Annotated in this window: 27 protein-coding genes and 1 riboswitch; of the genes, 6 read left to right on the forward strand and 21 right to left on the reverse strand. The window is 59.9% G+C overall.

What is annotated here, in order from left to right:
- Window positions 1-67: 67 nt before the first annotated feature.
- Window positions 68-160: riboswitch (glycine riboswitch) on the reverse strand.
- Window positions 161-340: 180 nt separating this feature from the next.
- Complete coding sequence (locus tag F3G95_RS04475) at window positions 341-637, reverse strand: hypothetical protein (RefSeq protein WP_149794003.1); 297 nt, start codon at window positions 635-637, stop codon at window positions 341-343.
- Between the two features lie 81 nt (window positions 638-718).
- Between F3G95_RS04475 and F3G95_RS04480 the strand changes: the two genes are divergently transcribed.
- Complete coding sequence (locus F3G95_RS04480; RefSeq protein ID WP_149794004.1) at window positions 719-1,624, forward strand: hypothetical protein; 906 nt, start codon at window positions 719-721, stop codon at window positions 1,622-1,624.
- On the opposite strand, the gene F3G95_RS04485 is transcribed toward F3G95_RS04480, so the two are convergent.
- On the reverse strand, window positions 1,531-2,964 hold the full coding sequence (locus tag F3G95_RS04485; protein ID WP_149794005.1) for a PLP-dependent aminotransferase family protein: 1,434 nt from the start codon (window positions 2,962-2,964) through the stop codon (window positions 1,531-1,533). The genes F3G95_RS04480 and F3G95_RS04485 overlap by 94 nt on opposite strands.
- A 165-nt stretch (window positions 2,965-3,129) precedes the next feature.
- On the opposite strand from F3G95_RS04485, the gene F3G95_RS04490 reads away from it, so the two are divergent.
- Window positions 3,130-3,804: an ECF transporter S component gene (locus F3G95_RS04490; RefSeq protein WP_243130265.1), complete on the forward strand. Its 675-nt coding sequence runs from the start codon at window positions 3,130-3,132 to the stop codon at window positions 3,802-3,804.
- 73 nt (window positions 3,805-3,877) lie between these two features.
- Here the strand turns inward: F3G95_RS04490 and F3G95_RS04495 are convergent, their stop codons facing one another.
- The 16 genes from F3G95_RS04495 to F3G95_RS04575 all read right to left on the reverse strand — a co-directional run bounded on the left by F3G95_RS04495 (window position 3,878) and on the right by F3G95_RS04575 (window position 18,732).
- Window positions 3,878-4,717, reverse strand: coding sequence for a putative RNA methyltransferase (locus F3G95_RS04495; protein ID WP_149794006.1), 840 nt, complete (start codon window positions 4,715-4,717; stop codon window positions 3,878-3,880).
- On the reverse strand, window positions 4,717-6,663 hold the full coding sequence (locus F3G95_RS04500) for a DEAD/DEAH box helicase (protein ID WP_149794007.1): 1,947 nt from the start codon (window positions 6,661-6,663) through the stop codon (window positions 4,717-4,719). The genes F3G95_RS04495 and F3G95_RS04500 overlap by 1 nt, the downstream gene beginning before the upstream one ends.
- Window positions 6,664-6,675: 12 nt before the next feature.
- Window positions 6,676-7,968, reverse strand: coding sequence for a DUF1015 domain-containing protein (locus F3G95_RS04505; RefSeq protein ID WP_149794008.1), 1,293 nt, complete (start codon window positions 7,966-7,968; stop codon window positions 6,676-6,678).
- A 49-nt stretch (window positions 7,969-8,017) separates the two neighbouring features.
- Window positions 8,018-9,127 carry a putative glycoside hydrolase gene (locus F3G95_RS04510; protein ID WP_149794009.1) on the reverse strand — a complete coding sequence of 370 codons (1,110 nt, stop codon included), beginning with the start codon at window positions 9,125-9,127 and terminating at the stop codon, window positions 8,018-8,020.
- Window positions 9,128-9,151: 24 nt separating this feature from the next.
- Window positions 9,152-9,763 (reverse strand): Rnf-Nqr domain containing protein, encoded by a 612-nt coding sequence (locus F3G95_RS04515; RefSeq protein WP_149794010.1) that lies wholly within the window; start codon window positions 9,761-9,763, stop codon window positions 9,152-9,154.
- Complete coding sequence (locus F3G95_RS04520; RefSeq protein ID WP_149794011.1) at window positions 9,756-10,481, reverse strand: Rnf-Nqr domain containing protein; 726 nt, start codon at window positions 10,479-10,481, stop codon at window positions 9,756-9,758. The genes F3G95_RS04515 and F3G95_RS04520 overlap by 8 nt, the downstream gene beginning before the upstream one ends.
- Window positions 10,478-11,515, reverse strand: coding sequence for an RnfABCDGE type electron transport complex subunit D (locus tag F3G95_RS04525; protein ID WP_149794012.1), 1,038 nt, complete (start codon window positions 11,513-11,515; stop codon window positions 10,478-10,480). The genes F3G95_RS04520 and F3G95_RS04525 overlap by 4 nt, the downstream gene beginning before the upstream one ends.
- A gap of 13 nt (window positions 11,516-11,528) precedes the next feature.
- The gene (rpe, locus tag F3G95_RS04530) at window positions 11,529-12,179 is read right to left on the reverse strand and encodes a ribulose-phosphate 3-epimerase (protein ID WP_149794013.1); all 651 of its coding nucleotides are present in this window, start codon (window positions 12,177-12,179) and stop codon (window positions 11,529-11,531) included.
- 243 nt (window positions 12,180-12,422) lie between these two features.
- Window positions 12,423-13,940: a HAMP domain-containing sensor histidine kinase gene (locus tag F3G95_RS04535; RefSeq protein WP_149794014.1), complete on the reverse strand. Its 1,518-nt coding sequence runs from the start codon at window positions 13,938-13,940 to the stop codon at window positions 12,423-12,425.
- Complete coding sequence (locus tag F3G95_RS04540; protein ID WP_149794015.1) at window positions 13,940-14,638, reverse strand: response regulator transcription factor; 699 nt, start codon at window positions 14,636-14,638, stop codon at window positions 13,940-13,942. The genes F3G95_RS04535 and F3G95_RS04540 overlap by 1 nt, the downstream gene beginning before the upstream one ends.
- A gap of 337 nt (window positions 14,639-14,975) precedes the next feature.
- Window positions 14,976-15,392, reverse strand: coding sequence for a twin-arginine translocation signal domain-containing protein (locus F3G95_RS04545; RefSeq protein ID WP_188117508.1), 417 nt, complete (start codon window positions 15,390-15,392; stop codon window positions 14,976-14,978).
- Between the two features lie 17 nt (window positions 15,393-15,409).
- Window positions 15,410-15,817, reverse strand: coding sequence for a hypothetical protein (locus F3G95_RS04550; protein WP_015564482.1), 408 nt, complete (start codon window positions 15,815-15,817; stop codon window positions 15,410-15,412).
- A gap of 99 nt (window positions 15,818-15,916) precedes the next feature.
- Window positions 15,917-17,347, reverse strand: a complete 1,431-nt coding sequence (locus F3G95_RS04555; RefSeq protein WP_149794017.1) for a hypothetical protein — start codon at window positions 17,345-17,347, stop codon at window positions 15,917-15,919.
- Between the two features lie 29 nt (window positions 17,348-17,376).
- Window positions 17,377-17,766 (reverse strand): twin-arginine translocation signal domain-containing protein, encoded by a 390-nt coding sequence (locus F3G95_RS04560; RefSeq protein WP_149794018.1) that lies wholly within the window; start codon window positions 17,764-17,766, stop codon window positions 17,377-17,379.
- Between the two features lie 39 nt (window positions 17,767-17,805).
- Complete coding sequence (locus F3G95_RS04565; RefSeq protein WP_015564485.1) at window positions 17,806-18,060, reverse strand: hypothetical protein; 255 nt, start codon at window positions 18,058-18,060, stop codon at window positions 17,806-17,808.
- Window positions 18,061-18,195: 135 nt separating this feature from the next.
- A complete protein-coding gene (locus tag F3G95_RS04575) occupies window positions 18,196-18,732 on the reverse strand; it encodes a hypothetical protein (protein ID WP_149794019.1) in 537 nt (178 codons plus the stop codon).
- A 128-nt stretch (window positions 18,733-18,860) separates the two neighbouring features.
- Here F3G95_RS04575 and F3G95_RS04580 point away from each other — a divergent pair, with 128 nt between their 5' ends.
- Both F3G95_RS04580 and F3G95_RS04585 read left to right on the forward strand, forming a co-directional pair.
- A complete protein-coding gene (locus tag F3G95_RS04580) occupies window positions 18,861-19,085 on the forward strand; it encodes a helix-turn-helix transcriptional regulator (RefSeq protein ID WP_015564487.1) in 225 nt (74 codons plus the stop codon).
- A 146-nt stretch (window positions 19,086-19,231) separates the two neighbouring features.
- Window positions 19,232-19,456 (forward strand): helix-turn-helix transcriptional regulator, encoded by a 225-nt coding sequence (locus F3G95_RS04585; protein ID WP_015564488.1) that lies wholly within the window; start codon window positions 19,232-19,234, stop codon window positions 19,454-19,456.
- Window positions 19,457-19,580: 124 nt separating this feature from the next.
- Here the strand turns inward: F3G95_RS04585 and F3G95_RS04590 are convergent, their stop codons facing one another.
- The 3 genes from F3G95_RS04590 to F3G95_RS04600 form a co-directional block, all read right to left on the reverse strand.
- A complete protein-coding gene (locus F3G95_RS04590) occupies window positions 19,581-20,777 on the reverse strand; it encodes a dicarboxylate/amino acid:cation symporter (RefSeq protein WP_149794020.1) in 1,197 nt (398 codons plus the stop codon).
- A 90-nt stretch (window positions 20,778-20,867) separates the two neighbouring features.
- Window positions 20,868-22,196, reverse strand: a complete 1,329-nt coding sequence (locus F3G95_RS04595) for an L-serine ammonia-lyase, iron-sulfur-dependent, subunit alpha (protein WP_149794021.1) — start codon at window positions 22,194-22,196, stop codon at window positions 20,868-20,870.
- 37 nt (window positions 22,197-22,233) lie between these two features.
- On the reverse strand, window positions 22,234-22,608 hold the full coding sequence (locus F3G95_RS04600; RefSeq protein ID WP_149794022.1) for a RidA family protein: 375 nt from the start codon (window positions 22,606-22,608) through the stop codon (window positions 22,234-22,236).
- 296 nt (window positions 22,609-22,904) lie between these two features.
- Between F3G95_RS04600 and F3G95_RS04605 the strand changes: the two genes are divergently transcribed.
- On the forward strand, window positions 22,905-23,540 hold the full coding sequence (locus F3G95_RS04605; RefSeq protein WP_149794057.1) for a PAS domain-containing protein: 636 nt from the start codon (window positions 22,905-22,907) through the stop codon (window positions 23,538-23,540).
- Window positions 23,541-23,620: 80 nt separating this feature from the next.
- On the forward strand, window positions 23,621-24,754 hold the full coding sequence (ychF, locus tag F3G95_RS04610) for a redox-regulated ATPase YchF (RefSeq protein ID WP_015564543.1): 1,134 nt from the start codon (window positions 23,621-23,623) through the stop codon (window positions 24,752-24,754).
- Window positions 24,755-24,790 lie beyond the last annotated feature (36 nt).

The following is a 24,790-nucleotide window of genomic DNA, read 5'->3' on the forward strand; positions in this document are numbered from 1 at the left end:
TTCCAAAGGCTCTGCCCGCAAAAAACTCAGCGTATGACCCCGCACAGGACACCTTTCCTGCGCAAAAGACGTTTGCTCTGTCCTTTTGCCTGAGAGATCGGCCCAAACGGCCTTACACCTTCGGCACCCGCCTCCTGCAGGCTTCTCCAGAGTGCGGCACACCCGGCTCACCGGGCGGCACATCTTGCGATTCGGTTCTCACCACATGCACAACTGTACACAATGGAGATACTTTATCACATTTTCGGCTTCTTGGCAAGCCTTTTACCACATTTTATTCCTGAGTTTCATCTTTCATACCAGAAGGTGAATTTTGTTATGGTGTGACTTTTCCCGTCCTTTATCGGTCGATGGGCGGCACATCATCGGGACTGCCCATCGTGTCCAGCCACTCCAGCGCTTTCAGCTGGGGCGGCAGATGCGGCACCGGTTCGCTGTCCGGGTCGTCGTCGGGCGGGGCCACGAGGTCTTTCGGGCTTTCGGCCCCTTCGAAGCCATGGGCAAGGCCGTCCGGGCTGGCGTCGCCGTCGCGGCGGGCTGTCTCACAGCAGTCCAGTCCCTCGTAGGCGCTGGCCGGGCCGAGGTCGAGCCAGAAGTCCTCCTGCTCTTCCCTGCTGGGGGTATCATCGAATTTCATAGCATTTCCCTCCTTTTCTGCATAAAGGTTCCCCCATCAGGCCATGCTTTATGCAGTTTTTTTATGGAGGGGAAATAGGAGATGAAAGAAAAAGGCTGGAGGCCCTTCTGGGCCGCACTGCTGGCGGCGCTGCTGGTGCTGCTGCCGCTGGTGGGCGGCACCGTGCTGCTCACCCGACGCTCTCTGCGGACAAGACTGGCCTCCCGGCCTCAGAGCGGCGTCGCCATCCGTCAGCCGAAGGAAGAGAACCGCCTGAGTCTGCTGGTCTGCATCGCCCCCACCGAGACGACAGCACCCGGCTTTCTGCTGCTCTACCTGAATGCCAGTCAGAACTGCATCCATGCGCTGGCTCTGCCCGGAGAGCTGACCGTCCCTTTCGGGGCGGACGAAGCCTCTCTTGCCGACTGCTACCGCGCCGCCGGCCCGGCCCGCTGCCGGGAAGCACTTCTCTCAGCTCTCTCCCTGCCCGAGGACACCCACTATCTCGCCCTTGCGCCGTCCGTTCTGCAAGCCATCGCTGACCGGTACGGGATGCTTCGGGTGGGTTTTTCGGGAGCGCTGACCGCCGAGGAGCTGGCCCTCACCGGGTGCAGTTCCAATGTGCAGGCCATCTCGGCCCGGGAGGCAGAAGAACTGCTCAACGGGATGGAGGACACTGTCCCGCCCGCCCACAAAGCTGCCGCCCGGGCGGCGGTGTGGGACGCCTTTTTCCGGCAGGAGCTGGAGCTTCTGCCCGCTGCCCTTCCGGACGCCCTGCGCGCCCACAGCTCGAGCCTGCTCACCGATTTGACGGCGCAGGACCTGCTCATCTTAGAAGATACGCTGGAATTTCTCGCCGACCGCTCTGCCGCCATCCACACCGAGGCCCTGCCCGGCGGGTGGGACGGCGAACACTACACCCTTACCGACGACTCCCACGCCGCCCTGCAGACCCTCTTCAACGTCTCACCCACCGAGGCACAGCTCTCGTCGGCCAGCGAGCCGTAACCCAGCACCAGCGTCCCGCCCAGAGCGGTCCCGCCGCCGGTGAGGTCATAGTCACTCAGGAGGCTGAGCCGGACGCCCTCGGCCTCAGCGGCGGCCCGGAGAGCATCGTCCGGCGGCGGGTCGCGCAGTTCGGCCAGCAGGTGCAGGCCGGTGTGCAGGCCGGTGAGGTGCAGTTCTTCCGGCGCAAAGGCTTCCCGCAGGGCTTTTGTCAGGGCGTCCCGCCGGGCCTTATAGGCCACCCGCTCCCGGGCCAGATGGCGGGTGAAGTAACCGCCGGTGATGAACCGCGCCAGTGTCTGCTGCTCAAAACGGCTCACCGTGCCGGAGTAGAGGGCGTATTTCGCATGCCATGCGGGCAGAAGCTGCTCCGGCAGCACCATGTAGGCGATGCGGATGCTGGGCGCGAGGCTGCGGGAGCAGGTGGAGAGGTAGACCACCGGCCCGTCGGCCCCCGCCATCCCCTGCAGGCTGGGCAGAGGCCGGGTGTCGAAACGGAACTCAGAATCGTAGTCGTCCTCGATGATGTACCGCTGTCCGGGACGCCGTGCCGCCCAGTGGAGCAGTTCTGCCCGGCGTCCGGCGGGCATGGTGACGCCCGTGGGGAACTGGTGGCTGGGGGTGACGTAGCACACCGCCGTCCCCGACTCCGACAGCGCCCGGATGGACAGCCCGTCCTCGTCCACCGGCAGACAACAGCAGGAGATGCCGTTGTTTTCCAGCACCTGCCGGGCGCGGGGATAGCCGGGGTTCTCCACCGCCGCCGGCCCGGGCAGGAGCGGTGCCAGCAGGCCCAGCAGATATTCGAGACCCGCGCCAACGACGAGCTGGTGCGGGCCGCACCGCACACCGCGGTACTCCTCAAGGTACTCGGCCAGCGCCTGCCGCAGCGAGAGGTCGCCCTGGGCGTCACCGTGGGTCAGCAGCTCCGGCGAAGAGTACAGCAGCTCTTTTTGCAGCCGCGCCCATGTGCGGAACGGAAACAGCTCCGGGTCTACGCCCCGGGTGGAGAGGTCGTAGCGGACGGGCTGCTCCGGCGCTGGCGCTGCCTCGGGCTGGGGCGGCGCGGCGGACTCTGTCCGCTCGGGCAGGGCCAGATATTCCTGTACATAAAAGCCGCTGCGCTCCCGCGCTTCCAGATAACCCTCCGCTGCCAGCATCTGGTAGGCCGCGTCCACCGTGTTCACCGAGACGGAAAGCTCTGCCGCCAGCCGCCGCTTGCCGGGCATCCGGGTCCCGGCCGAGATCGCCCCCGTCCGCATCTCGGCAGCGAGGCTGCGGTAGAGCTGTTCGTAGAGCGGCACACCGGACGCCGCGTCCAATGCTGTCGTCAAATGGACCATAAAAAGCCCCCTCCTTTTCGGGCAGTGCGCCAAACTGGACCCATAAAAAATCTTTGTTCTGGGTATTTGCACAGTGCCAGTTTTGCGTATAATAGGAGCATACCCGCAAGAACCAAAAAAGTCAATCGGTTTTGTGGGTATTTTGTAAAACTGGGAGGGAAAATCATGTCAACAACTGCAATGTGGCTGCTGCTGGCAGTCGTCGTCATCGTTATCGTCTTTGCAAGTGTGCTGTATAAGCGCACCTTCACCGTCCACGAGCTAGCGCTCACCGGCGTCATGGCCGCGCTGAGCCTCGTGGCCTACCTGTTCTTCCGTGTGCCGTTCTACGGCGGCTCTTCGTTCCATCTGGGCAACACCTTCACCGCCCTGACCGCCCTGTTGCTGGACGGCGTATCCGGCGGTCTAGCCGGTGCTATCGGTCTGGCTCTGGCCGACATCCTGGCCGGTGACCCGGGCTATGCCGTCACCACCTTCGTCCTGAAGTTCATCATCGGCATCACCTGCGGTGCAGTCGCTCACAAGGTGTTCAAGCTCCGTGAGCTGGACAAGCACGCCCCCGGCTATCTGGCCAAGGTGATCGTCGCTGCCGCCTCCGGCCTGCTGCTGAATGTCTTCACCGACCCGTTCCTCGGCTACTTCCGCAACGTCTACATCTTCGGCCAGGAGTACACCATCGCCAAGGCTCTGACCAAGATCACCGGCGGCGTCACCTTCGTGAACAGCGTGGCCTCCACCGTCTGCGTCGTCCTCCTCTATCTGGCCCTGCGCCCGGCCCTCGAGCGTGCAAACCTGCTGCCCAAGGCCCAAAAAGCATCTGAACCGAAGGCCGACAAGTAACCAACTTCCATCCCTGTCTGATGTACTCATAAAGCGAAAAAGGCATCTGCCACACGGCAGATGCCTTTTTCGTTTATTTCTTTTCAAATACGAGGAACCGGAACGAGATGTCGGTGGTCAGTTCCGGCAGTGCCGCGAGACGGGCTGCACCGTCCCGGGGCGTTTTCCAGTAGTAGGGCGTCATGGCGAAGAGAGCTTCCAGCTGCCCGGCAGGCACCGTGATGCTGCCGGAGACTTCCCGCTCTCCGATGGCTTCAAAGCCCGGATACGCCACTTCCTGCACCGGGTTCTTGTAAGGCTTTTCGTAGAGGACGGCCTTCATCTGGAAGAGATGCTCTGCACCCGGCACGGCGTAGATGAGCCGTCCGCCGGGGCGCAGGACGCGGAGAAACTCCTCCTGCGCGAAGGGCGAGAAGCAGTTGAGCAGCACATCCGCCCAGCCTGTGCGCACCGGCTGATGGAAACTGGACGCCACGGCGTACCGGGCCGAGGGCAGGGCCTTCGCAGCCAGACGCACGGCTGGCTTTGCGATGTCGAAGCCTGCCAGTTCCAGCGGGCGGCCCGCCTCTTCGAACTGCTTTGCGATGCACCGGTCATACCAGCCCTCGCCGCAGCCTGCGTCCAACAGGCGGAGCGGCTTTCCGGCTTTCGGCTGACCGTACTCGAGGCAGAGTTCTCCCAGCGCCTGCCCGAAGATGCCGTAGTAGCCCGCGCTCAGGAACGCGCGGCGGGCAGCGACCATCTCCCTGCTGTCGCCGGGGGCCTTGGTACGGGTGTTCTGCACCGGCAGCAGATGCCAGTAGCCCTCTTTGGCCCGGTCGAAGCTGTGGCCGGAGGGACATTTCAGTACGTTATCCCCGGCAAGCGGTGCGCCGCACAGCGGGCAGCACCACGGGGCAAATCCCTCTGCCATCACACTTCCTCGCTGTGGTCCTCGATGGGAGCCGTCGCGCCGCCGCGGGCGTTCATATACTCCTCAAAGCTGGTGAACTTCTGCTGCGGCGGGCGGCGGCTGATGAGCACGAGGCCCGGGTCTTCGTCCTTCGTCGGGACATTATTGCTGCGGCTGCGGTTATTGCGGCCGGACTGCTCTGCCTTGGGGGCGCGGGGCGCACGGCCTGCGCCGCTCTGCTCATTGCGGCTGCTGCTGCGGCCACTGCGGTTCTCATTGCGCTGGCTGTTCTGCTGGGCAGGCTGAGCCGGGCGGGCGCTGCGGTCGTTCCGCTCATTGCGGGGGCTGCGGCCTGCACCATTGCGGCCATTGTTCTCGCTGCGCTGGGCGGGCTGGCGGTTCTGCATCGCGGTGGGGATGGTCTGGGCCGGAGCGGCGGGGGCGGCAGCGTTCTTCTTGGCAGAACGGAGCGGGGTGGCCTCCGGGGCGCTCACAAAGTGGGGGTCGAACTTCGGCTGGGCATTGCTGCCGCGGCCTGCGCCCTGTGCGGGGGCATTGCCCTCGCGGCGGGGGCGGGTGTTTTTGTTACGGCGGCTGTTGTCGCGTCCGCCGGGGGTGCGCTTGTTATCATCCATGAGTTGTTCCTCTTTTGCTTCGATTTTGGGGGCCTTCTGCTTTTTTGCCGCAGAGGGCCTGGCCGCACTCTTTTTTTCGGGCGCAGCGGGTCTGGCGGCTTTTTCCGCCTTGGGAGTTTCGGCCTTTTCGGGGGCAGGCTGTTCGGCCTTGGGCTTGCGGCCCCGCACCGGCGGGGCTGCTTTTACGGGGGCGGGTACGCCGTCCCACGGGTGGCCGGACACCACCGGGATCTTCCGGCGGTTGAGCTTTTCGATGCCGGCCAGATATTCCATCTCTTCGGGTGCGCAGAAGCTCACCGCCGTGCCGTCTGCGCCCGCGCGGGCGGTGCGGCCGATGCGGTGGACGTAGGTCTCCGGCACCTCGGGCAGGTCGTAGTTGAACACATGGGAGAGCTCGCTGATGTCGATGCCGCGGGCGGCGATGTCCGTGGCCACCAGCACCCTGGTCTTGCCCTCCTTGAAGCCTTCCAGCGCCGCCACACGGGCGGTCTGGCTCTTGTTGCCGTGGATCGCAGCGGCGGTGATGCCCTGCCTGGTCAGATCGCGGGCGATCTTATCCGCGCCGTGCTTGGTGCGGCTGAACACCAGTGCATTCTGCACCGGCGGGGTCAGGTTCTTGATGAGCCAGGGCAGCAGGAACTTCTTGTTGCCCTTCTCGACGAAATACAGGCTCTGGTCGATGCGCTCCACCGTGCTGGACACGGGGTCCACCTTCACGAAGGCGGGGTCGTGCAGGATGCCTGCGGCCAGCTGCTCGATCTCTTTGGGCATGGTGGCGCTGAACATCAGGTTCTGGCGCTTTGCGGGCAGCTTTGCGATGACCTTCTTCACGTCATGCACAAAGCCCATGTCCAGCATCCGGTCGGCCTCGTCCAGCACAAAGACCTCGAGGTTCGACAGGTCGATATGGCCCTGTCCGATGAGGTCGTTCAGACGGCCCGGGCAGGCAATGAGGATGTCCACGCCCTTTCGGATGGCCTCCACCTGCGGGGCCTGGCCCACGCCGCCGAAGATGACGGTGCTGCGCAGTTTGAGGTACTTGCCGTAGGCGTCAAAGCTCTCGCCGATCTGGAGAGCCAGCTCACGGGTGGGGGTAAGGATGAGGGCGCGGACAGCGCCCTTCCTGCGGGGGGCGGAGGCGCTCAGCCGGTCGAGCATGGGCAGCGCAAAGGCAGCAGTCTTGCCGGTGCCGGTCTGGGCGCAGCCCATCAGATCGCGCCCTTCCAGCACCGGCGGGATGGCCGAAGCCTGGATGGGCGAGGGGGTCTCATAGCCTGCCTCGCTTACAGCCTTGAGCAGGGGGGCGGACAGTTTCAAATCGTTAAAAGTCATGGTTCTCCTTGGTCATTCTTTGATTCTGCGGCACTCGATGTAATACCGCTTTTCCTCCGCATGGCCCATGCTGAAGGTCTTGCGGGGCAGCACGCCGCCCATCACGATGCCTTTGAACAGATCGCTCTTCTCGAAGGGCGGCAGCAGGAAGGCCACGCCGCCCTGTCTGGTCAGGGCGCGGACGGCAGGCTCGTCGTGGACGTAATCCACCCGGGCCTCGCTGTGGCGGGCCATAAAGTATTCGATAAATTCGTCCACCGTGCCGACGGTCAGCGGGGCGACGGGGTCCTCGAAGCTGAGGACGTTGGACACATGGGGGCCGGCCAGCGTGAAGGCCTGCTGCTTCGAGTCGCCGAAGCAGATGCCGGCCATGTTGGAGTCGCTCCACGCGATGAGGGCCAGCAGCACCGCGCCGCAGTCCACATTGAAGAGGACGCGGTGGATGGGCTCGATCTCGATGGCAGGCGAATGGACGTTGCACACCTCAGCCAGGCACCAGCGGGCGGGATGGCTTTCCCGCTCCTCAGGGGTCAGGGTGGCTTTCAGCTCCTCCCAGCAGGCTTTGGCTGCGGCCAGCGAATGGTTGCCGTCGCCCACAGCCAGCGTCAGGGGCTTTGCGCCCCTGGCCTGGGGATACCTGGCGTCGAAAGCCTCCTGGCTGCCCAGTGCAGCCAGTGCAGTGTCGATCTGCGCCAGCATCGCAGGGTCTTCCACGGCCCAGCCTGCAATGTGGCCGCCGCCCTGCATCAGCTCGCCCTCGTACAGCTTTTTCAGCTCGCTCTTTCGCGCGCCGATGGGCTCGACGAGGGTGCAGCCGGGGTCGTCGGCCAGCATCATGACATGGGGCGTTTCCAGCGCTGCACCCCGGCGCACGGCCATGCGGGGCGGGATGCGCTCGGTGACGGTGCGCTCGCTGGGCCGGATGGCCGGGCGGGCGCCCTTCTCGTAGCTGTAAGCCTCGAGGTCGATCTTGCCCACGAGGCCCTGACGCACCCGGCCGCTCTGCTCGGTGCGCTCGACGTAGACAAAGCCGTCCACGGCGCGGGTCAGCACGTCGCGGCTGTACTCGTCCATCGCAGCGTGGATGTTCTCCACCCGCTGGGCCGCGTCTTTATCCTCGAGGTAGACTTCCGGCAGGATGAGCCGCAGGGTGCTGGGACAGCCGCCCACAGCGGCGTCTGCCTGCTCCCAGTAGGCGCGGTCGCTGGTAAACTGGTCACAGGCCACGCAGCCCCACTTTTCCAGAGGGATATTCTCCCCGGGCAGCAGGATGTGGGCCGGGCCAAAGCAGGATGCAGTTTTCATAACACATTCCTCACTCTCACATAAATCACCAACAGCAAATGGAGCGTTCTCACTGGAAAATGCCCGCTGCATCGTCCCAGAACACGGCATGCTCCACGCCGGAAGCCGACAGGGTGTCCCGCAGCTCGCTGCGGGCGGTGTCGTCCATGGTCTGCTTTGCGGGGACTTCGACCACGAGATTCCTGACGCCCAGCGCCGTCGCGGAGCCGCCCACGGTGGAAGCGCCCTCCGTCACCTGACCCAGCGAGTAGCCGTACCACAGGGTCACGCTGCCCTCAAAGCGGGCATCCCATGCGGCGATGTCCGCAGCCAGCTGGGCGCTGCGGCCGCGCCCGCCGGTGGAGCCGAAGTCCTGCTTGCCGTTCTGGGCAGAGGGGAACTGGACGTTCTCCAGCAGCACATGGTCAAAGCCCATGCTCTGCACCTCGCCGATGAGGTCGCCGATGAACTGGACGGCCTCGTCGGAATAGGGGTTGAGCCAGGGGTTGCCGCCGGCAGACGCCTTATTATCCAGCCAGAGGTAAGCCTGCCCGGTGTAGCCGATGGCCATATTGCGGTCGGCGCGGGCCGCGATGGGGTCGCGGAAGGCCGCCAGCTTTGCCACCGGCACAAGGCCGTTCTCCTTGAGCACCGAGGCGATGAGGGCCGGGTCAAGGGACGCCCCCTCGATGCTGCCTGCCGCAGCAGCCACCTGAGAGGGATACAGGATGTTTCCGGCACTGTCCTTCAGGGTGACGACGGCGTAGGCTGCGCCCTGCTGGGCCAGCTGCCGGGCGGCGGCACGCAGGGAAGCTTCGTCCTTTGCCGCAGCCGTATCCAGAACGCCCCAGCTGCCCTCGATGATGACGCCTGCGGGTGCAGCCGGTTCCGATTCCGGCTCCGAGTCCGCCCGCACCTCCGAGGAAGCGGCAGGCTCTGCCGTCACTTCCGACGAAGCAGCCGCACTGGACGCCGTCGTCTCAGACGAAGCCGAGAGGTCACGGTTGCGCACCACGGTGTACCAGGTGTGAGTGGCCCAGTCCAGCACATGGGGCGCGGCCAGCCAGCCCACGACCAGCACCACGGCCACCAGCACGATGATGCCGACGGCCTTCTTCACCCACATGCCGGGGCTGTAAAAACTGCGGTGATACCGCTTGACCTTTTTATACTTTGCCATGATCGTCCCTTTCTCCTGCACTCCTCACAGGATCACCGAGTGGCCCGTAAAACCATAGATGGCCAGCGCCAGCACGCCGATGTAGATGAGCGTGATGGGCAGGCCCCGGAACGCCTCCGGGATGGCCTCGCTGCGCAGACGGCGGTCAGCCTCCGTCACCAGCATGACGGCCAGCAGATAGCCCAGGCCGCTGCCGAGGCCGAAGCCCATGCTCTGCTCCAGCGTAAAGCTCTGGGTGCGCTCCACCAGCACCGTACCCAGCACGCCGCTGTTGACCGCCGCCAGCGGCAGGATGCGGAGCAGCTGGCCGCCGTGGCGCTTGCCCCGTGCGGTCCAGAGCACGATAAATTCAAACAGGCTCACCACCGCCACGCAGGCCAGATAGACCAGCGGACGGAGCTGGGCGGGGTTGGGCTGAGCGGCGACGAAGCCGCCCGCATAGAACGCCAGCGGAGCCACCAGCACCTGCGTGACACAGAGCAGCAGGGCGAACCACCCGCTGCTGGTGCGCTCGTCGCCCACCAGCTGGACGAGGCGGGACACGCCGAGGCCCCGGGTGAACACCGCGTTCTGTGCAAAGACGGCCAGCACGGCGTAGCTGAAAAATACGCCGACGGCCTGCATCACATCATTCATCCTCAGGCTCCCCCTCTTTCTGGCGGTAGACCGCCATGAGGCCGCGGGCCTCCGATGTCAGATAGTTTTTATGCTTCTTGGCCAGCGTGCGCCAGACGGCACACAGCACGCCCAGCACGATGAAGCCGCCTGCCGGCATACTGGCCATGGGCAGGACGGGACGGCTCAGCACATGGCCGAACACCGTGCCGGCGCTCAGCCACTCGCGCACACAGCTCAGCAAAAGCAGCAGCAGGCCGTAGCCGATGGTGATGCGGATGCCCTTGGAGACGGCCTTTTTCATCGTCTCCTGCACGCGGCCGAAGCGGTAGGTCAGCAGCGGCTCCACCACCAGCATGGGCAGGTAGATGCCCAGCACCAGCAGGCTCACGCCGAACAGCTGGTTCAGGATGGGGTACGCCGCCAGATAGACCACTGCCGCACTGCCCGAATAGAGGATGCTGCGGGGCAGCAGCTTCTTTTCCAGCTCTGCGTTGGCCGGATGCTCCTCCCGCAGGGGGAACAGGCGGCTCAGCAGGCAGGCCAGCATCCGGGAGGGCGTCAGCAGCAGCGCCACGGCCACGGCCAGCATCAGGGCGTTCTGGCCGCTCGTCGCAAGGACGACCAGCGGCGCAAGGCCCATGCCCTGCATGACCACGGGGTTGTTCAGGAAGACGCGGTCATGGTGGAAGAATCTTTCCGGGTCCCGGGTGAGGAGTTCTGCAGCATGACGTTTCATTCCGCACCCTCCTTTCCGGTCTTCTTCTCTTTGAAGTTTCTGCCGCTCTTTATCAGCTCATGGAGGCGGACTTCGGTGCGGTCGAGCCAGCCGGAGATGCTGTTGACCGCCAGAATGGCGAAGCAGACGCCCGTCTCGTAGACGCCGAAGTAGCGGAAGCCCATCGTAAAGGCTCCCACCATGACGCCGTAGAGGATGCGGCCCAGCCGGTGGTGAGCGCAGGTGTAAGGCTCATTGAGCAGGAAGACGGCGCTGAAGAGCATCGCGCCCGTCAGCATCTCGTCGCGCACACAGCGCAGGCGGAACACAAGGCCCGCCGTAAAGGCGGTCCCCTCCGTCAGGCCCAGCTGGCGCGGGAAGAAGAAGACGATGAGGCCCGCCGTGATGAGGAAGCTCAGGGAGGCGCTCAGCCGCACATCCTTCTGCATCCAGAGGAAGAGGCCGCAGGCCGCCAGCACGATGGCTGCACCGGTCCCCATCGGGGCGGCATACTCGCCCAGCACCAGCGACAGGGCGCTGATGTTGATGAGGCCGCCGCTGCGCAGGGTGTCCGAGATGGTGCTGGATGTGGCAACACCGGAGGCGTCCCAGAGCGGGATATTGGCGTATGGGGCCGGATAGCGGAAGACCTGCTCCGGCCAGGACACTGCCGCCACCGCGTAGCCCACGGCGGCGGGGTGGAAGGGGTAGCTGCCATAGCCGCCGAAGACCTCTTTGCCGATGAGAGCACCGGCCAGAATGGCGGCGGCGAGGACATACCAGTCCACCGTCGCAGGCATCAGCAGGGTGATGACGAGGGCAAAGCTCTCGTTGGAATAATCCCCGGCCTGATAGACGCGGCGGCGCAGCAGAGAGATGAGCCGGTCGCACAGGTTGCCCATCAGCACCGCAAAGCCGCAGAGCAGCAGCGGGCGCAGACCGTAGAGGTAGCAGGAGACGCAGAGCAGCGGCACACAGAGAAAGCAGATGTGCTTATAGTATCTGCCGGTGCGCCGGAGTTCTTCCTCCTGCAGCCGGATCAATGCTTCATCCATGGGCAGTCCCCTCTCAGAGAGCTGCCATCGCACGGACGGCCGCGGCGGGGTCGGCGGCGCCAAAGATGGCGCTGCCCGCCACCAGCACGTCCGCACCGGCGGCAACGCACTGCGGAGCGGTGGCGGCATCCACGCCGCCGTCCACTTCCAGCAGGAATTTCAGGCCGCGGCGGTCTTTTTCCGCCTTGAGCCAGCGGAGCTTGTCGAGGGCCGAGGGCATGAACTTCTGGCCGCCGAAGCCGGGCTCCACGCTCATGACCAGCACGAGGTCCAGCTGGTCGAGGTAGTAGCCCAGCTCTTCCACCGGGGTGCCGGGCTTAATGGTCATGCCCACCTTGCAGCCCTGGGCCTTGATGGCGTCGATGGTCTCCTGGATGTCGTCGTCGCACTCGAGGTGGAAGTTGAGCAGGCTGGCACCGGCCTTGGCAAAAGCCTCGGCGTACTGCTGGGGGTGGGTGATCATCAGGTGGACGTCATAGAAAGCGTCCGGCAGGGCCTTGTGCAGGCTCTTGAGCACCGGGACGCCAAAGCTGATGTTCGGCACGAAGTGGCCGTCCATCACGTCATAATGCAGCATCTGCGCACCGGCATCCAGCACCATACGGCAGTCTGCGCCGAGATGGCTGAAGTCAGCCGAAAGGATAGAAGGACTGATCGTTGTCATTTTATTTTACTCCCCGTTATTTTTTAGAGAATTTTTGTAATTTTGCTCTGCCGCCGTCCCTGCGGCATCTCCCACAGGAGCAGTCGGCATAGTCGATTATAGTTTACATGAAAACAGCGAAAAAATCAAACCCGCCGCCGTGTTTTTCACGGAAAAGACGTAAAGTTCTGCGTATCTCCCCTCTTCCACAATGCAAAAAGCAGCCAGACCGCTCCTTTGAGGGGCAGTCTGACCGCTGTGAAGTTAATCTACCGGCTTCATGCTGGCCGGGTCTTCCACCGCACCGGGGCGGCCGCTCTCGTCGGGCAGACGCTTCATGCCGCCGGGGTTGGGGGGCTGGACGGGCAGAGTGAAGACGAACCTGCACCACTCGCCCTGCTTGCTCTCCACCCGTATCTGGCCACCGGAGAGGTTGACCAGCACCTTGCAGATGTTCAGGCCGAGACCTGCGCCCCGGGCGTGGAGACCCCGGGACTGGTCTTCTTTGTAGAAGCGCTGGAAGACGTAGGGCAGCGCCTCGGGGCTGATGCCCTGGCCGGAGTTCCAGATGGAGACTTCCACCTCCGGGCCCAGCCTCTCCACCCCGAAGCGGATGGTGCCGCCCGCCGGGGTGAACTTGATGGCGTTGTCCAGCAGATTGTAGGCCACCTGATGGATGAGGTCGGGGTCGGCATAGACCAGCACCTTCTCATCCATGGTCAGGCCGTCAATGTCGATCATGCCGTCGTTGATGCGCTGCTCTGCCGAGAGGGCCACGCCGGTCAGCGTCTCCCAGATGTTGAACATCCGGGCGTTCACCTGATATTCGCCGCTCTCCAGCTTCGAGAGGTCCAGCATATTCTGGATGAGGCGCGCCAGACGGCCCGTCTCCTCACTGACCAGCTGTAAGTAGTGGTTCTGCATATCGGGCGGGATGGTGCCGTCCAGAATGCCGTCGATGAAGCCCTTGATGGTGGTCATGGGGGTGCGCAGCTCGTGGGCGATGTTGCCCATGAACTGGCCCCGGGAGTTGTCGTTGGACTGGATGTTGTCCGCCATCTTGTTGAAGGTGCGGGCCAGGTCGGCCACTTCGCCTTCGCCGTCCACGCCCTCGACCCGGACGGACAGGTCGCCGCCGCCGAAGCGCTGGGCCGCGTCCGTCACCTTCTGGATGGGGTCGGTGAGCTTATGCATCATCACCTTGGTGAGGACGCTGGCCACCAGCAGCATCAGACAGGCCGAGAGGAAGAAGTTCGAGAAGAACTCCTTGCGGAACTCCACCAGCCGGTCGCCCGACGAGCAGAGGAAAAGGTAGCCGGTACACTCGCCGCTCTCGCTGCGCATCTCATGCACCGAGATGTAGCTCTTCTCGGTCAGTACACCGTCCAGCGTACCGAAGATGTGATAATTCTCCTTGGCCTTGGCCGACTTTTCCAGCACGGACGCCTCTACCACATCCCCGGCCAGATCGTCCGGGTCTGAGGCCAGCACCACGTTGCCGTCGCAGTCGGTGAAGAACAGGTACACTTCCGCGCTCTCGCCGATGAGCTCGAGCTTGGTGTTCAGGGCTTCCAGTTCTTCGCCTTCCGGCAGAGCGGCTTCCTGCACCAGATGGGACGCCGTGCGCTGGGCCACATTGACCACTTCGTCCAGCACGTCGTACCGCTCCTGCGCGAAGTAGTTGCTGAACAGCACCAGCTCCGAGCCGCCCATGATCACCGTGCCGAAGATGAGCAGGGTGCTCATGAGCGAGAAGAACGCAACGGAAACACTTTTGCGCATTACTGACGCACCTCGAATTTATAGCCCACGCCCCAGACGGTCTTCAGCTCCCATTTATCGGAAGCACCGGCCAGCTTCTCGCGCAGGCGCTTGACATGGACGTCGATGGTGCGGCTGTCACCGTAGTATTCGAAGCCCCACACCTCGTCCAGCAGCTGGTCGCGGGTGTAGACCCGGTTGGGGTGAGAGGCGAGGCAGTTCAGCAGTTCCAGCTCCTTCGGGGGAGCTTCCACCACCTTTCCCTTGACCCGTAGCTCGTAGCTGTTCATGTCGAGACGGAGGTTGTCGAACTCGATGACGCCCTCGGTGCTCTCGGTCTGGGACGTGGTGACGGTGCAGCGGCGCAGCACCGCCTTGATGCGGGCCACGACCTCTTTGGTGTCGAAGGGCTTGACCATATAATCATCAGCGCCCAGCTCAAGGCCCAGCACCTTATCGAAGGTCTCGCCCTTGGCCGTCAGCATCATGACCGGGGTGTTGCCCAGCTTGCGGATGCGGCGGCAGACCTCGAGGCCGTCCATTCTGGGCATCATGACGTCCAGCAGCACCATGTCGGGCTTGAGCTGGTTGAACTTTTCAAGGCCCTCTTCGCCGTCGTTGGCCGTCGTGACCTGATAGCCCTCCTTGGTCAGGTAGAGCCGCAGCAGCTCGCAGATGTTGGTATCGTCGTCCACAACGAGTATCTTTTCGTTTGCCATGTGAGTGTTCCTCCTCTATCCAGTCCAAAGCCAGCTCCCGCCGGGCGCTGGCCGCAATTCTGATGTTGACCTATATTCTATTATACGGGACAGTTATGACAAAATAAAGAAGGTTTTGTATGATTTTTGAATCTTTGGCAGACAAAGAGGGCGGGAGGGACATTGTTCGTCCCTCCCGCCCTCTCATTTAATTAGGATTAAAAATCTGCTTTATTCGCCTTCATGAACGAAAATTACATCGTGCCATACAATGCCCTCGCGTTCTTGCACACCAATACCCACATAGACATCTTCCTTTATCGTTGTCCTTCCCGGGGCAGTCAACTCTGTTTGGAAATCATTCTTCCATTTTGCTGTGAGCTGTTCCTTTGTAAAGTATCCCCGTGGAACCCCCTGTTTTCGTCCAGCTTTCCCTTCCGCCGTACTTATAGCATTTTCCACCATCTTTGAAATCTTCTGGAATCGAAGGCAGTTCCTCATTCGTTTTTCCGTTCATCATTTCCAGCGCGCGCTGTGCTGAAAGCTGGCTTATTTTATCCACTTCTTGAACTGTGCCGTCCAATCCAACTTCTTTGCGTGCAGCATTAATCGAATCCAGGATAATTTGCGCTATTTCCTCTTCTTCAGGAGAGGGCGGTGCAGGCGTACTGCTGCCGCCGCCACTACATCCGCCCAGCGCTCCTGCAACGGATGTTGCCAAAACTGCTGCGCCTGTAAGCTTCAGGAATTTGCGACGATTCATTTCATTTGACATAGTTTCAACTTCTAACTTCAAAATTTTGCACGGAGCGTCTGTGCGCCTTCCGCTGTATTCCAGAATGTAATTTTTTCTTCACTCTGTTGTCCGTTTTCCATTTCATAGACCACAAGCCATTGGTCATCGAGGTCGTCAATTTTCAGTGTCATAGTTTCACCATAGAAATCCGAGATTTTCAAAACATCATCATTTACAAGTGACCATTTTCCTTGACCGTAAGAACCTGGAATCGTAACTGTTCCATCGTCGTAAAGCGTAAAGCTCACACTCTCCGACCACTGCCGATACCAGTTGTTTGCCAGAAGCTTTTTCATCTCTTTTTCGCGGCTGCCGGTAGTATTCTGAGTCACACATACTGCAACTACAGCACACACAATAACGGCACATATTGCGTATAAAATCGTCTTCTCCTTCTTGGACATAGCTTTACACCTTTCTCTATCCGTTTGTTACTCGTCCGATTTTCACTTGCCATGAATCCTTTTCCAGCCAAATGTCACTGTTAGCTTTTGCCTTGGGCGTCAAGACAGATATTCGTAAGAACCGTCACTGCTGATTTTTGCAACATGGCTATTCAAACTAGCATATGTATACCCGTTATAGACTTCACAGATTCCCCTGTGTCCTGACGAACTATCCTGTGCATATCCATAAGAGCCGTCAAATTTTATTCTGTCCCATTCATCAAGCTTTGTCCCGGTTTGGTCATATGTATACCACTGCTCCGTATTTTCTTCGCAGGTAGTAATAAGAACACCATCAGCTGTCTGGTATACATATCTGACTGAACCTTTTTGCGGTTCTGCCGCCCATGTTCCATCTCTCTTTATAACGCCCCAAAATGGAACACCCTCTGGATTTTTCATCTGTAAGACTGCATAGCCGTTGATAAACCGGGGTTCATCCTCATAAATTGATTGAATATTATATTGGCTCAGGTCGATTACTTGATTCAAATGGACATCATAAAACCCCGATGGATAATCCTCAAAATCACCTGCATCTCTCCTGACATCCAAATAAATCAGCCCTTCGCTTAATACTGGCGTTTCGCTTCGTCTTGACTTTATGGCCTCCCATTCCGGAAGCTCATTAAAATCATCATCGAGTGCTCTCAGCCCCGGCATTGTTCGAATCATCAGGTTCCCTTCTGCCTGTATCAGATACGCATTGGGTTCCCGTACCGAGAAAAATTTTTCGGTATCAATGTTCATAAACACATAATAAAAATCACTACGGATGCGATATACGCTTCCTCCACAGTATGCAAATGCCTGTGAGATTCCAATCGAATCGTAGTCATTATTCGCAAGGTCTTTATATACGGTATCAGAATTCATTTTCGAAAACTCATCACGTGTAGTATCACATTGAAAACGAATTTCACCGTTCGTATCCCAAGCGGTTATAATTGCCTTTGTTCCTTCAATCGAGTCCTCTCTTCTTACTGTCCAGAGCAGCGTACCATCGTCATCCTTCGCATACCGGATGATAATTTCATCATTCGATAGATAAGACGGCCTGAAAAGCGTTCCATCCTCTTTTGCCATCACACGGGTACTTGTCATACACATCCCGTTATAAAAACCAGAAGCAATGTAAGTACCACTTTCAAAAACATGATGAACTCTTCCGTCCACATCAAACAGACAGAAGTTACCTTCGCCGCCGTTATAAAGCCAAGCGACCGAAAGCTCTTCCATATTCGGGTATTCAAGCGCACAACCATTATAATTTTGCGCTATTTCCTTCAATGTTGGATACCCTGCATTCGCACTTTCGGCAAGCTCCGCAGACTCCACACTAGAACTCGCACTTATCGAAGCCGACTGAAGTGGCTGGCCGCTTTCCTCTTTTTCCGCAGATGAGTAACTGTCTTTTCCATTAGAACATCCCGAAAGAACAATCGCTGCCACAACTCCGAGTGCAGCCAGTCTCTGAGCGGTTCTCATAGATTTCACCTCTTTCTGTCCTTCCTCATTTACCCAGCATTATTTTTTGCATCCTCAGCCGTATGCCAGAATACGATTGTCTGGTCGGTATTCTTATCCGCATTCGGCGGGCCAAAGGTCACTGATTTTTTATCGATAGCGATTATCGTGAAAATCTCGCTATTCCCATAGAATCCGGTAAGCGTAAACTGGTCTTCGTTCGCAATCGACCATGTTCCTTTTCCGTAGTCATTATCAATCATGCAGGTTCCGTCATCATAAATCGTGAACGCCAAGTCATCCGAACCCTGACGGTACCATGTACCGATAATGAGTTTCTTTTTATTTTTCTTCCCGCATCCCGTCAGCGGTGCTGTTGCACACACCAGAGCCGTCGCCGCCGTAAGCTGTAAGAATCCACGTCGCGTGATATTTTTCATTTTGACTGTCTCCTTTTGACTGTCTCCTTCTAAGGCAGCTCATCTAAAAAGCGAGCCGTCCACCATGCGCATGACAAAAGTAAGAATCCACTCTATCACCTTTGCACCCATTGCAACATAGCCGAATGCCACCGAAAGAAGCGCCTTTTTCCACCAGTTTTCTTTTTTGTTCAGACTCTTGCGTATTTTCTCGGAAAGGATAACACCGATCCAGCCATTTCCGTTTTCAATGCCCTTCCACGAGATCCATCCGCCCCATGCCCAAAGGGCAAACATGCACAATGCAACCGTCATAGTTCTTTCTCCCTTTTTCGTTATCAGCGTTCCTCATAGTAGGCACAGCCGTTCCGGTCACTCGGGCGATTATAGCCGTGTGTCCAGCCTTTCTCGCAAAGGCAGTACACCTCGCCGTCTCTCCAGTCACTCCGGTCAGCATAGACGCAGTCGCTGCAATTTCCGTAGAAGCATCCCTCCGGCAGAACAACAGCCATCATTTTCTTGTTTTTCACGTTCTTCATGTTCAGTTCCTCCTTGACATTTGATACAATCTCTTTTTATTACGACTTTCTCATTGTTGCGTACTGCCTTATATGCCACCACCTTACGCTCCGGCATTACAACAACAGGAAAGTACAGACAACCAATTTTTTTCGGCATTACTTCCATAATGCGAACGATATATTCTTTATCTCCTTCGGAAAGGCTTTCTGTGCCACCGAAATGCACATGAAACATTCCCATAAACTGTATCCCAGTTTCAGCCCATTGGTTGATTTTCTGATTCAGGAAGCGTGTATCAGGTGTATAACTGCAAGGATGTTTACCCAATATTCCTTTATCCAAGCAGATATTTGTAACCACGTCATTTCTTCCGCCTAATATTCCCCCGCTCTCTGGTGGAATATTTGAAACTCCCTGTCGAATTGAATCTATCACCGCTTCAGAGCATATGTTCATCTCGCCCATCCTTTCCGTCAGTAGTTCAAGCCCTTCCGCCCAAGTCTCTGTCTTGGCTCTTATTTTAACGGATTATCCGTTAAAAATCAAGATATTCGGGCCATCCTTTGTAGACTTTCTACAAAGAGGTGAATCCTATGCTATACACGGAACGCATCAAGGCACTGCGCAGCGACCACGACCTCAACCAGACGCAGGTCGCGCGGGCTATCCATGTTGCCCAGACCACCTATTCCGACTACGAAAAGGGCAAAGTGCGCATCCCGGTCGAGTGCCTCATCCAGCTGGCCAAATTCTACGACGTCGATATGAACTATATCACCGGCGTCAGCGACACCCTTCAGCCCTTCCCCCACGCATGAGCCGGACGTCCTGCCGCTGATTTTCCAAAAGCGGCGGTGTTTGTTTTTGTTTTGCCTATAGATAGCCATTTGGTTATCATAAGTCCAGCATAGCATCTCTCTGCGGTATTGTCAAGATACTCATTCAGTTATCAGGAGGACATCTTATGGCATACTACCGCCGCATCCGCGATATGCGCGAAGACCACGACCTCACCCAGCGCCAGCTCGCCGCCCTGCTGCATATGCCCCAGCCGCAGTACAACCGCTATGAGCAGGGCCTGCGCGACCTGCCCACCACCACTCTCATCGCGCTGGCCGACATTTACCACACCTCGACCGACTATCTTCTGGGCCGTACGAACGACCCCAAGCCGCCTGTCTCCCTATAACGCACCAAAAGGGGCCTCCTTTGCAGGAGGCCCCTTTTGCATATCACGGGCTGGTCAGAATGGGGGACGCAGCCCGGTTTCTGGTATTTTCAGGGAAATGCGCTCAGATCCTTTGAAGCAGTCTTTACAGAACGGGGCTCTGGATGTTGTCGTTGTTCTGGATGCCGTGCTTCTCGGCGTAGCCGGTCAGCATCAGGGTCAGAGCGCCGTCGCCGGTGACGTTGCAGGCGGTGCCGAAGCTGTCCTGCAGGGCGAAGATGGCGAGCATCAGAGCGGTGCCGGCGTCATCGAACATCAGAACGCCGGTGATGAGGCCCAGAGAAGCCATGACGGTACCGCCGGGGACGCCGGGAGCGCCGATGGCGAAGATGCCGAGCAGGGCGCAGAAGAGGAGCATGGTGCCGATGCTGGGCAGATGGCCGTAGAGGATCTTGGAGATGGTCATGCAGAAGAAGACCTCAGTCAGGACAGAGCCGCAGAGGTGGATGTTGGCGAACAGGGGGATGCCGAAGCTGACCATATCCTTGCGCAGGACCTTGCTCTTGCGGGCGCAGTCCAGAGCGACTGCCAGGGTGGCGGCGCTGGACATGGTGCCGACAGCAGTCAGGTAAGCGGGGCCGTAGTGGCGGAGGACTTCCCAGGGGTTCTTGCCGGAGTATGCACCGGCCAGCAGATACAGGACAGCCAGCCAGATATAGTGGCCTGCCATGACGATGAGGATGATCTGGATGAAGGCGGGCAGCTGGTGGGTGATCATGCCCTCATAGCTCAGGTTGCAGAAGGTCGCGGCGATATAGAAGGGCAGCATGGGGATGATGATCTTGCCGACGATGTCCAGCACGATGTTCTGGAACTCGCCGAGGAAATCACAGGTGAGCTTGCTGTTGGTCCAGGTAGCGGCCAGACCCACCAGAACGCTGAGCACGAGGGCGCTCATGACGCTCATGATCTGGGGGATGTTCAGCTCGAACACGACGTCGGGCAGGGTCCGCAGACCGGCCACCTCAGTGTCGATGGACAGGTGCGGGATGAGGGCGTAGCCTGCGCCGGCGCTCATGAGGGCTGCGCAGACAGAGGAAACGTAAGCGATCACGATCGCCACGCCCAGCAGACGAGAGGCGTTCTTGCCCAGCTTGGTGATGGAGGGGGCGATGAAGCCGATGATGATGAGCGGCACACAGAAGGTGATGAGCTGGCCCATGATATACTGTAAGGTGACGACCACCTTCATGACGCTCTCCGGGAAGACCTGGCCCAGGATGACGCCGATGATGATACCGAGAAGCAGCCGGAACGGCAGGTTATCGAATAGCTTTTTCATAATAATTTACCCCTAATTCTCCTGCGCTTCGGGCGCAGGGTGTTTTTTGCAGGATGCGGATGCAGGCTTGCCAGGGTGTTGCGAGGACGCTTATTCGGCGTCCGGAGCATGTTCTTTGTTGAGCATCAGGTCGAGGATGACGCTGTCGCTGGTGCCGTGGGTGCTGAGGATGGCGAAGTTGTCCAGCGTGCGCTCCACGTTCTCTTCCACGATGCCGTCGGTGCTCTGGACGCGGACGCCGCGGGTACCCATGGCCGCTGCCTGACAGGCGGCATTGACGCAGGTGGAAATTTTCAGGGCGCAGTCGGCCTTTGCGCCGTCGCACACCATGCCGGTGACATTGCCCACCATGTTCTGGATAGCGCAGCAGATCTCATGGTAGCCGCCGCCCAGCAGGTATGTAATGCCGCAGGCCGCGCCGGTGCCGGCGACGGTGGCGCCGCACAGGTTGCTCAGACGGCCAAACTTCGACTTGATGCGGATGGCGATGAGGTTCGACAGGGTGACGGCACGCAGCATGGTGGGCTCGTCGATGTCCAGCCAGTGGGCAGCAGCCACGACGGGCATCGTCGCAGTGATGCCCTGATTGCCGCTGCCGGAGTTTGCCACCACCGACACCGGAGCGCCTGCCATACGGGCATCTGCGCCCGCAGCGGCGGCTATCATGGAGTTGGTGGTCAGATCGCGGGTCATGAGGCCCTTGCGGCAGTTGAGGTCGAGGTTGCGGCCGATGGCGAGGCCGTACTCCTTCGAGAGGCCCTCATTGCTGATGACGGAGTTTACCTTCACGGCACTGCGGATGATGTCGATGGGGTCGTTCATCGGGTCGAGCTCTTTGGTGCAGTAGTCCCAGATGGAGCGGACGGTCAGGAAGGACGCGATCTGCTCCGGGGAGACCACATCGCTGTCGCCTGCGGCGGCAGTGTCCGTGTCCCGCTTGTCGAGGGTGGCTACACCGTCCTGCTCCACCAGCACGACGTTGGTGTGCAGGTCGCGGACGATGGCACGGCCCGTATGGCCGCCGCCCTTGGCAATGACCTCGATGTAAAGCTTCTGCGGCACCTGGGCCACATTCACCTTGACCTTGCCGGCCTTGACCAGCGCAGCGGCAGCTTCCACCGTCTCGCGGGGGACGTGGTTCATGACTTCCAGCAGATAGACCGGGTCGCCGCCCAGCGCACCAATGGCGGCGGCATAGTCCATGCCCTCGTAATCGGTGCCGGGGATGCCCGCCGACATGGCGTTCTTGATGATGTTGATGCTGGCGTTGACCGTGATCTCTTCGGCCTTGTCCACACCGGCCTTCCGCAGGGCCTGACCCGCCTCGGCGGCAGTCAGCGCCACAGCGCCCGGCTCGGTGCAGCCGGTAGCCAGCTCCATCTCACTGTTCAGGATGCGAATGAACATGTTCTGTTCCATAGTGTTGCACCGTCTCTTTCTCTTATAGGATGCTCTGTTACTTCACGGCGATGCATTCGATCTCCAGCGGTGCGCCTTTCGGCAGTTTCGCCACCTGCACGGCGCTCCGTGCGGGGAAGGGCTGGGCGAAGTATTCGCCGTAGACTTTGTTCATCTCAGCAAAGTCGTTCATGTCGGCCAGAAAGACCGTAGTCTTGACCACATCGGCCAGAGTCATGCCCTGCTCGGCAAGGATGCCCTGGATGTTCTTGAGGGACTGTGCGGTCTGGACCGCGATGCCCTCGGGGATGGCCCCGGTGGCGGGGTCGATGGGGAGCTGGCCGGAGACGTAGACCGTCTGGCCTGCTGCGATGCCCTGCGAATACGGCCCGATGGCGGCGGGCGCCTGTGCAGTGGCGAGTGCCTGTTTCATAATTCTCTCTCCTTTTCCGATTCCGAATTGCAGGGGCATCGCTTGCCTTGATGCCCCTTGTCCTGACCCTATCCTAACGCGGTGGGCGGCAAAAGTCAACAATTTTCTCTCTCGATGAGAAATTATTATCACTTGTGACAAATTCCGCGGATATTTTGAAGCACTTTCACGAAAATGCATTGAGTTTTCCATTTTTCATTGTCAACAACACACGAACGTGATATGATATAGGCAGCAGGATGAGAATAAATTCTCATCATTTCCCTCATGAAACAACGTGGAAAGTGGTGACATACATGGATGCACGGCTGGAACCCTACCGGACACTCGTTTCGTTTCTGGGCGAGGCGCTGGGGCCGGACTATGAAGTGGTGCTGCACGACCTGACCAGCGAGGAAGGCACCATCGCAGCCATCGTGAACAACAACATCAGCGGCCGCACCGAGGGCGCACCGCTGTCCAACATGGCCCTGCGGTTCATCCACGGCAAAGTCTACGAAAAGCAGCCCTATGTGGCAGGCTATCAGGGCGCGTCGCAGGCCAGGGGGCGGCTGCGCTCCTCCACCATGTTCATCAAGGACGGCAGCGAGCTCATCGGGATGCTCTGCATCAACTTTGACGCCGCCAAGTACAGCCGGATGGCGCAGGAGCTTCTGTCGCTCTGCGGGGCCCATCAGGAGCCCGGCCCCACGCTGGGCGTCGAAAACTTCGTCAGCAGCCTGCCCGACGCGGTGCAGGCTGCCATCACCGACGTGACCGGCACCGCCGGCCTGCCCCCGGATCGGCTGACCATGGACGAGAAGATCCGCATCGTGGACGACCTGCAGCAGGCGGGCATCTTCTACATGAAGGGCGCGGTCAGCGAGGTAGCGGCACAGCTGGGCTCTTCGGAAGCGACCATCTACCGTTATCTAAGCAAACTGAAGGATTGATACTTGCACTCATACGCTCCTTCGCGTATAATGGTAGATGTATTATTATGTCTACCATAACGTGAAGGAGCGTATTTTATATGAAATTAGGTATCGTCGGCCTGCCCAACGTCGGCAAGTCCACTCTGTTCAACGCCATCACCTCCACCAAGAACGCGGAGGCTGCAAACTACCCCTTCTGCACCATCGAGCCCAACAGCGGCATCGTGGCCGTGCCGGACAAGCGGCTGGATAAGCTGGCTGAGATCTGGCAGACCAACAAGAAGACCCCCGCCATCGTGGAGTTCGTGGACATCGCCGGCCTCGTCAAGGGCGCAAGTCAGGGTGCCGGCCTCGGCAACAAGTTCCTCGGCCACATCCGCGAGTGCGACGCCATCGTCCATGTCGTGCGCTGCTTCGACGACGACAACATCATCCATGTCGTGGAGGACGTGACCAAGGCCGAGGCCGTGGACCCCATCGCCGACATCGACGCCATCGACTACGAGCTCATCCTCTCCGACCTCGAGGTCGTCCAGAACCGCGCAGGCCGCATGGCCAAGGCCGCAAAGAGCGGCAACAACAAGGGTGCTGCCGCCGAGGCCGCATGGCTGCAGCAGCTGGCCGCCCATCTGGAATCCGGCAAGCCCGCCCGCAGCTTCGACTTCGACGAGAACGACGCCGAACAGCAGACCGTGCTCCACGAGATGGGCCTGCTGAGCGCAAAGCCCGTCCTTTATGCCTGCAATGTGGGCGAGGACGACCTGATGGAGGGCATCGAGAACAACAAGTACGTCCCGCTGGTGGCTGCACGCGCTAAGGAAGAGGGCGCACGCTACATCCCCATCTGCGCCAAGACCGAGGAGGACATCGCCGACTACAGCCCCGAGGAAAAGAAAGCCTTCCTCGCCGAGATGGGCATCGAGGCAAGCGGCCTCGACAACCTCATCACCGCCAGCTACGACCTGCTGGGCCTCATCTCCTTCCTGACCGACGGCAAGAAGGAGTGCCGCGCCTGGACCATCCGCAAGGGTACCAAGGCTCCGCAGGCTGCCGGCAAGATCCACAGCGACTTTGAGCGCGGCTTCATCCGCGCCAGCGTCATCGCCTACAGCGACCTCGAGGCTCACGATTTCGATTACGCTGCCGTCAAGGCCAAGGGCCTGCAGCGCACCGAGGGCAAGGAGTACGTCGTGAAGGACGGCGATGTCATCGAGTTCCTGTTCAATGTGTAAAACAGAGGAACAACCTCTCAGTCTCGCTACCGCTCG

Source organism: Faecalibacterium sp. Marseille-P9312, assembly GCF_902497445.1.
In the GTDB taxonomy this organism is placed as follows: domain Bacteria; phylum Bacillota; class Clostridia; order Oscillospirales; family Ruminococcaceae; genus Faecalibacterium; species Faecalibacterium longum.

Bases quoted from the DNA above. Each gene is read 5' to 3' on its own strand.
- F3G95_RS04475 (WP_149794003.1), bottom strand. From the start codon at position 637: ATGAAATTCGATGATACCCCCAGCAGGGAAGAGCAGGAGGACTTCTGG.
- F3G95_RS04480 (WP_149794004.1), top strand. From the start codon at position 719: ATGAAAGAAAAAGGCTGGAGGCCCTTCTGGGCCGCACTGCTGGCGGCG.
- F3G95_RS04485 (WP_149794005.1), bottom strand. From the start codon at position 2,964: ATGGTCCATTTGACGACAGCATTGGACGCGGCGTCCGGTGTGCCGCTC.
- F3G95_RS04490 (WP_243130265.1), top strand. From the start codon at position 3,130: ATGTCAACAACTGCAATGTGGCTGCTGCTGGCAGTCGTCGTCATCGTT.
- F3G95_RS04495 (WP_149794006.1), bottom strand. From the start codon at position 4,717: ATGGCAGAGGGATTTGCCCCGTGGTGCTGCCCGCTGTGCGGCGCACCG.
- F3G95_RS04500 (WP_149794007.1), bottom strand. From the start codon at position 6,663: ATGACTTTTAACGATTTGAAACTGTCCGCCCCCCTGCTCAAGGCTGTA.
- F3G95_RS04505 (WP_149794008.1), bottom strand. From the start codon at position 7,968: ATGAAAACTGCATCCTGCTTTGGCCCGGCCCACATCCTGCTGCCCGGG.
- F3G95_RS04510 (WP_149794009.1), bottom strand. From the start codon at position 9,127: ATGGCAAAGTATAAAAAGGTCAAGCGGTATCACCGCAGTTTTTACAGC.
- F3G95_RS04515 (WP_149794010.1), bottom strand. From the start codon at position 9,763: ATGAATGATGTGATGCAGGCCGTCGGCGTATTTTTCAGCTACGCCGTG.
- F3G95_RS04520 (WP_149794011.1), bottom strand. From the start codon at position 10,481: ATGAAACGTCATGCTGCAGAACTCCTCACCCGGGACCCGGAAAGATTC.
- F3G95_RS04525 (WP_149794012.1), bottom strand. From the start codon at position 11,515: ATGGATGAAGCATTGATCCGGCTGCAGGAGGAAGAACTCCGGCGCACC.
- rpe (WP_149794013.1), bottom strand. From the start codon at position 12,179: ATGACAACGATCAGTCCTTCTATCCTTTCGGCTGACTTCAGCCATCTC.
- F3G95_RS04535 (WP_149794014.1), bottom strand. From the start codon at position 13,940: ATGCGCAAAAGTGTTTCCGTTGCGTTCTTCTCGCTCATGAGCACCCTG.
- F3G95_RS04540 (WP_149794015.1), bottom strand. From the start codon at position 14,638: ATGGCAAACGAAAAGATACTCGTTGTGGACGACGATACCAACATCTGC.
- F3G95_RS04545 (WP_188117508.1), bottom strand. From the start codon at position 15,392: ATGTCAAATGAAATGAATCGTCGCAAATTCCTGAAGCTTACAGGCGCA.
- F3G95_RS04550 (WP_015564482.1), bottom strand. From the start codon at position 15,817: ATGTCCAAGAAGGAGAAGACGATTTTATACGCAATATGTGCCGTTATT.
- F3G95_RS04555 (WP_149794017.1), bottom strand. From the start codon at position 17,347: ATGAGAACCGCTCAGAGACTGGCTGCACTCGGAGTTGTGGCAGCGATT.
- F3G95_RS04560 (WP_149794018.1), bottom strand. From the start codon at position 17,766: ATGAAAAATATCACGCGACGTGGATTCTTACAGCTTACGGCGGCGACG.
- F3G95_RS04565 (WP_015564485.1), bottom strand. From the start codon at position 18,060: ATGACGGTTGCATTGTGCATGTTTGCCCTTTGGGCATGGGGCGGATGG.
- F3G95_RS04575 (WP_149794019.1), bottom strand. From the start codon at position 18,732: ATGGGCGAGATGAACATATGCTCTGAAGCGGTGATAGATTCAATTCGA.
- F3G95_RS04580 (WP_015564487.1), top strand. From the start codon at position 18,861: ATGCTATACACGGAACGCATCAAGGCACTGCGCAGCGACCACGACCTC.
- F3G95_RS04585 (WP_015564488.1), top strand. From the start codon at position 19,232: ATGGCATACTACCGCCGCATCCGCGATATGCGCGAAGACCACGACCTC.
- F3G95_RS04590 (WP_149794020.1), bottom strand. From the start codon at position 20,777: ATGAAAAAGCTATTCGATAACCTGCCGTTCCGGCTGCTTCTCGGTATC.
- F3G95_RS04595 (WP_149794021.1), bottom strand. From the start codon at position 22,196: ATGGAACAGAACATGTTCATTCGCATCCTGAACAGTGAGATGGAGCTG.
- F3G95_RS04600 (WP_149794022.1), bottom strand. From the start codon at position 22,608: ATGAAACAGGCACTCGCCACTGCACAGGCGCCCGCCGCCATCGGGCCG.
- F3G95_RS04605 (WP_149794057.1), top strand. From the start codon at position 22,905: ATGGATGCACGGCTGGAACCCTACCGGACACTCGTTTCGTTTCTGGGC.
- ychF (WP_015564543.1), top strand. From the start codon at position 23,621: ATGAAATTAGGTATCGTCGGCCTGCCCAACGTCGGCAAGTCCACTCTG.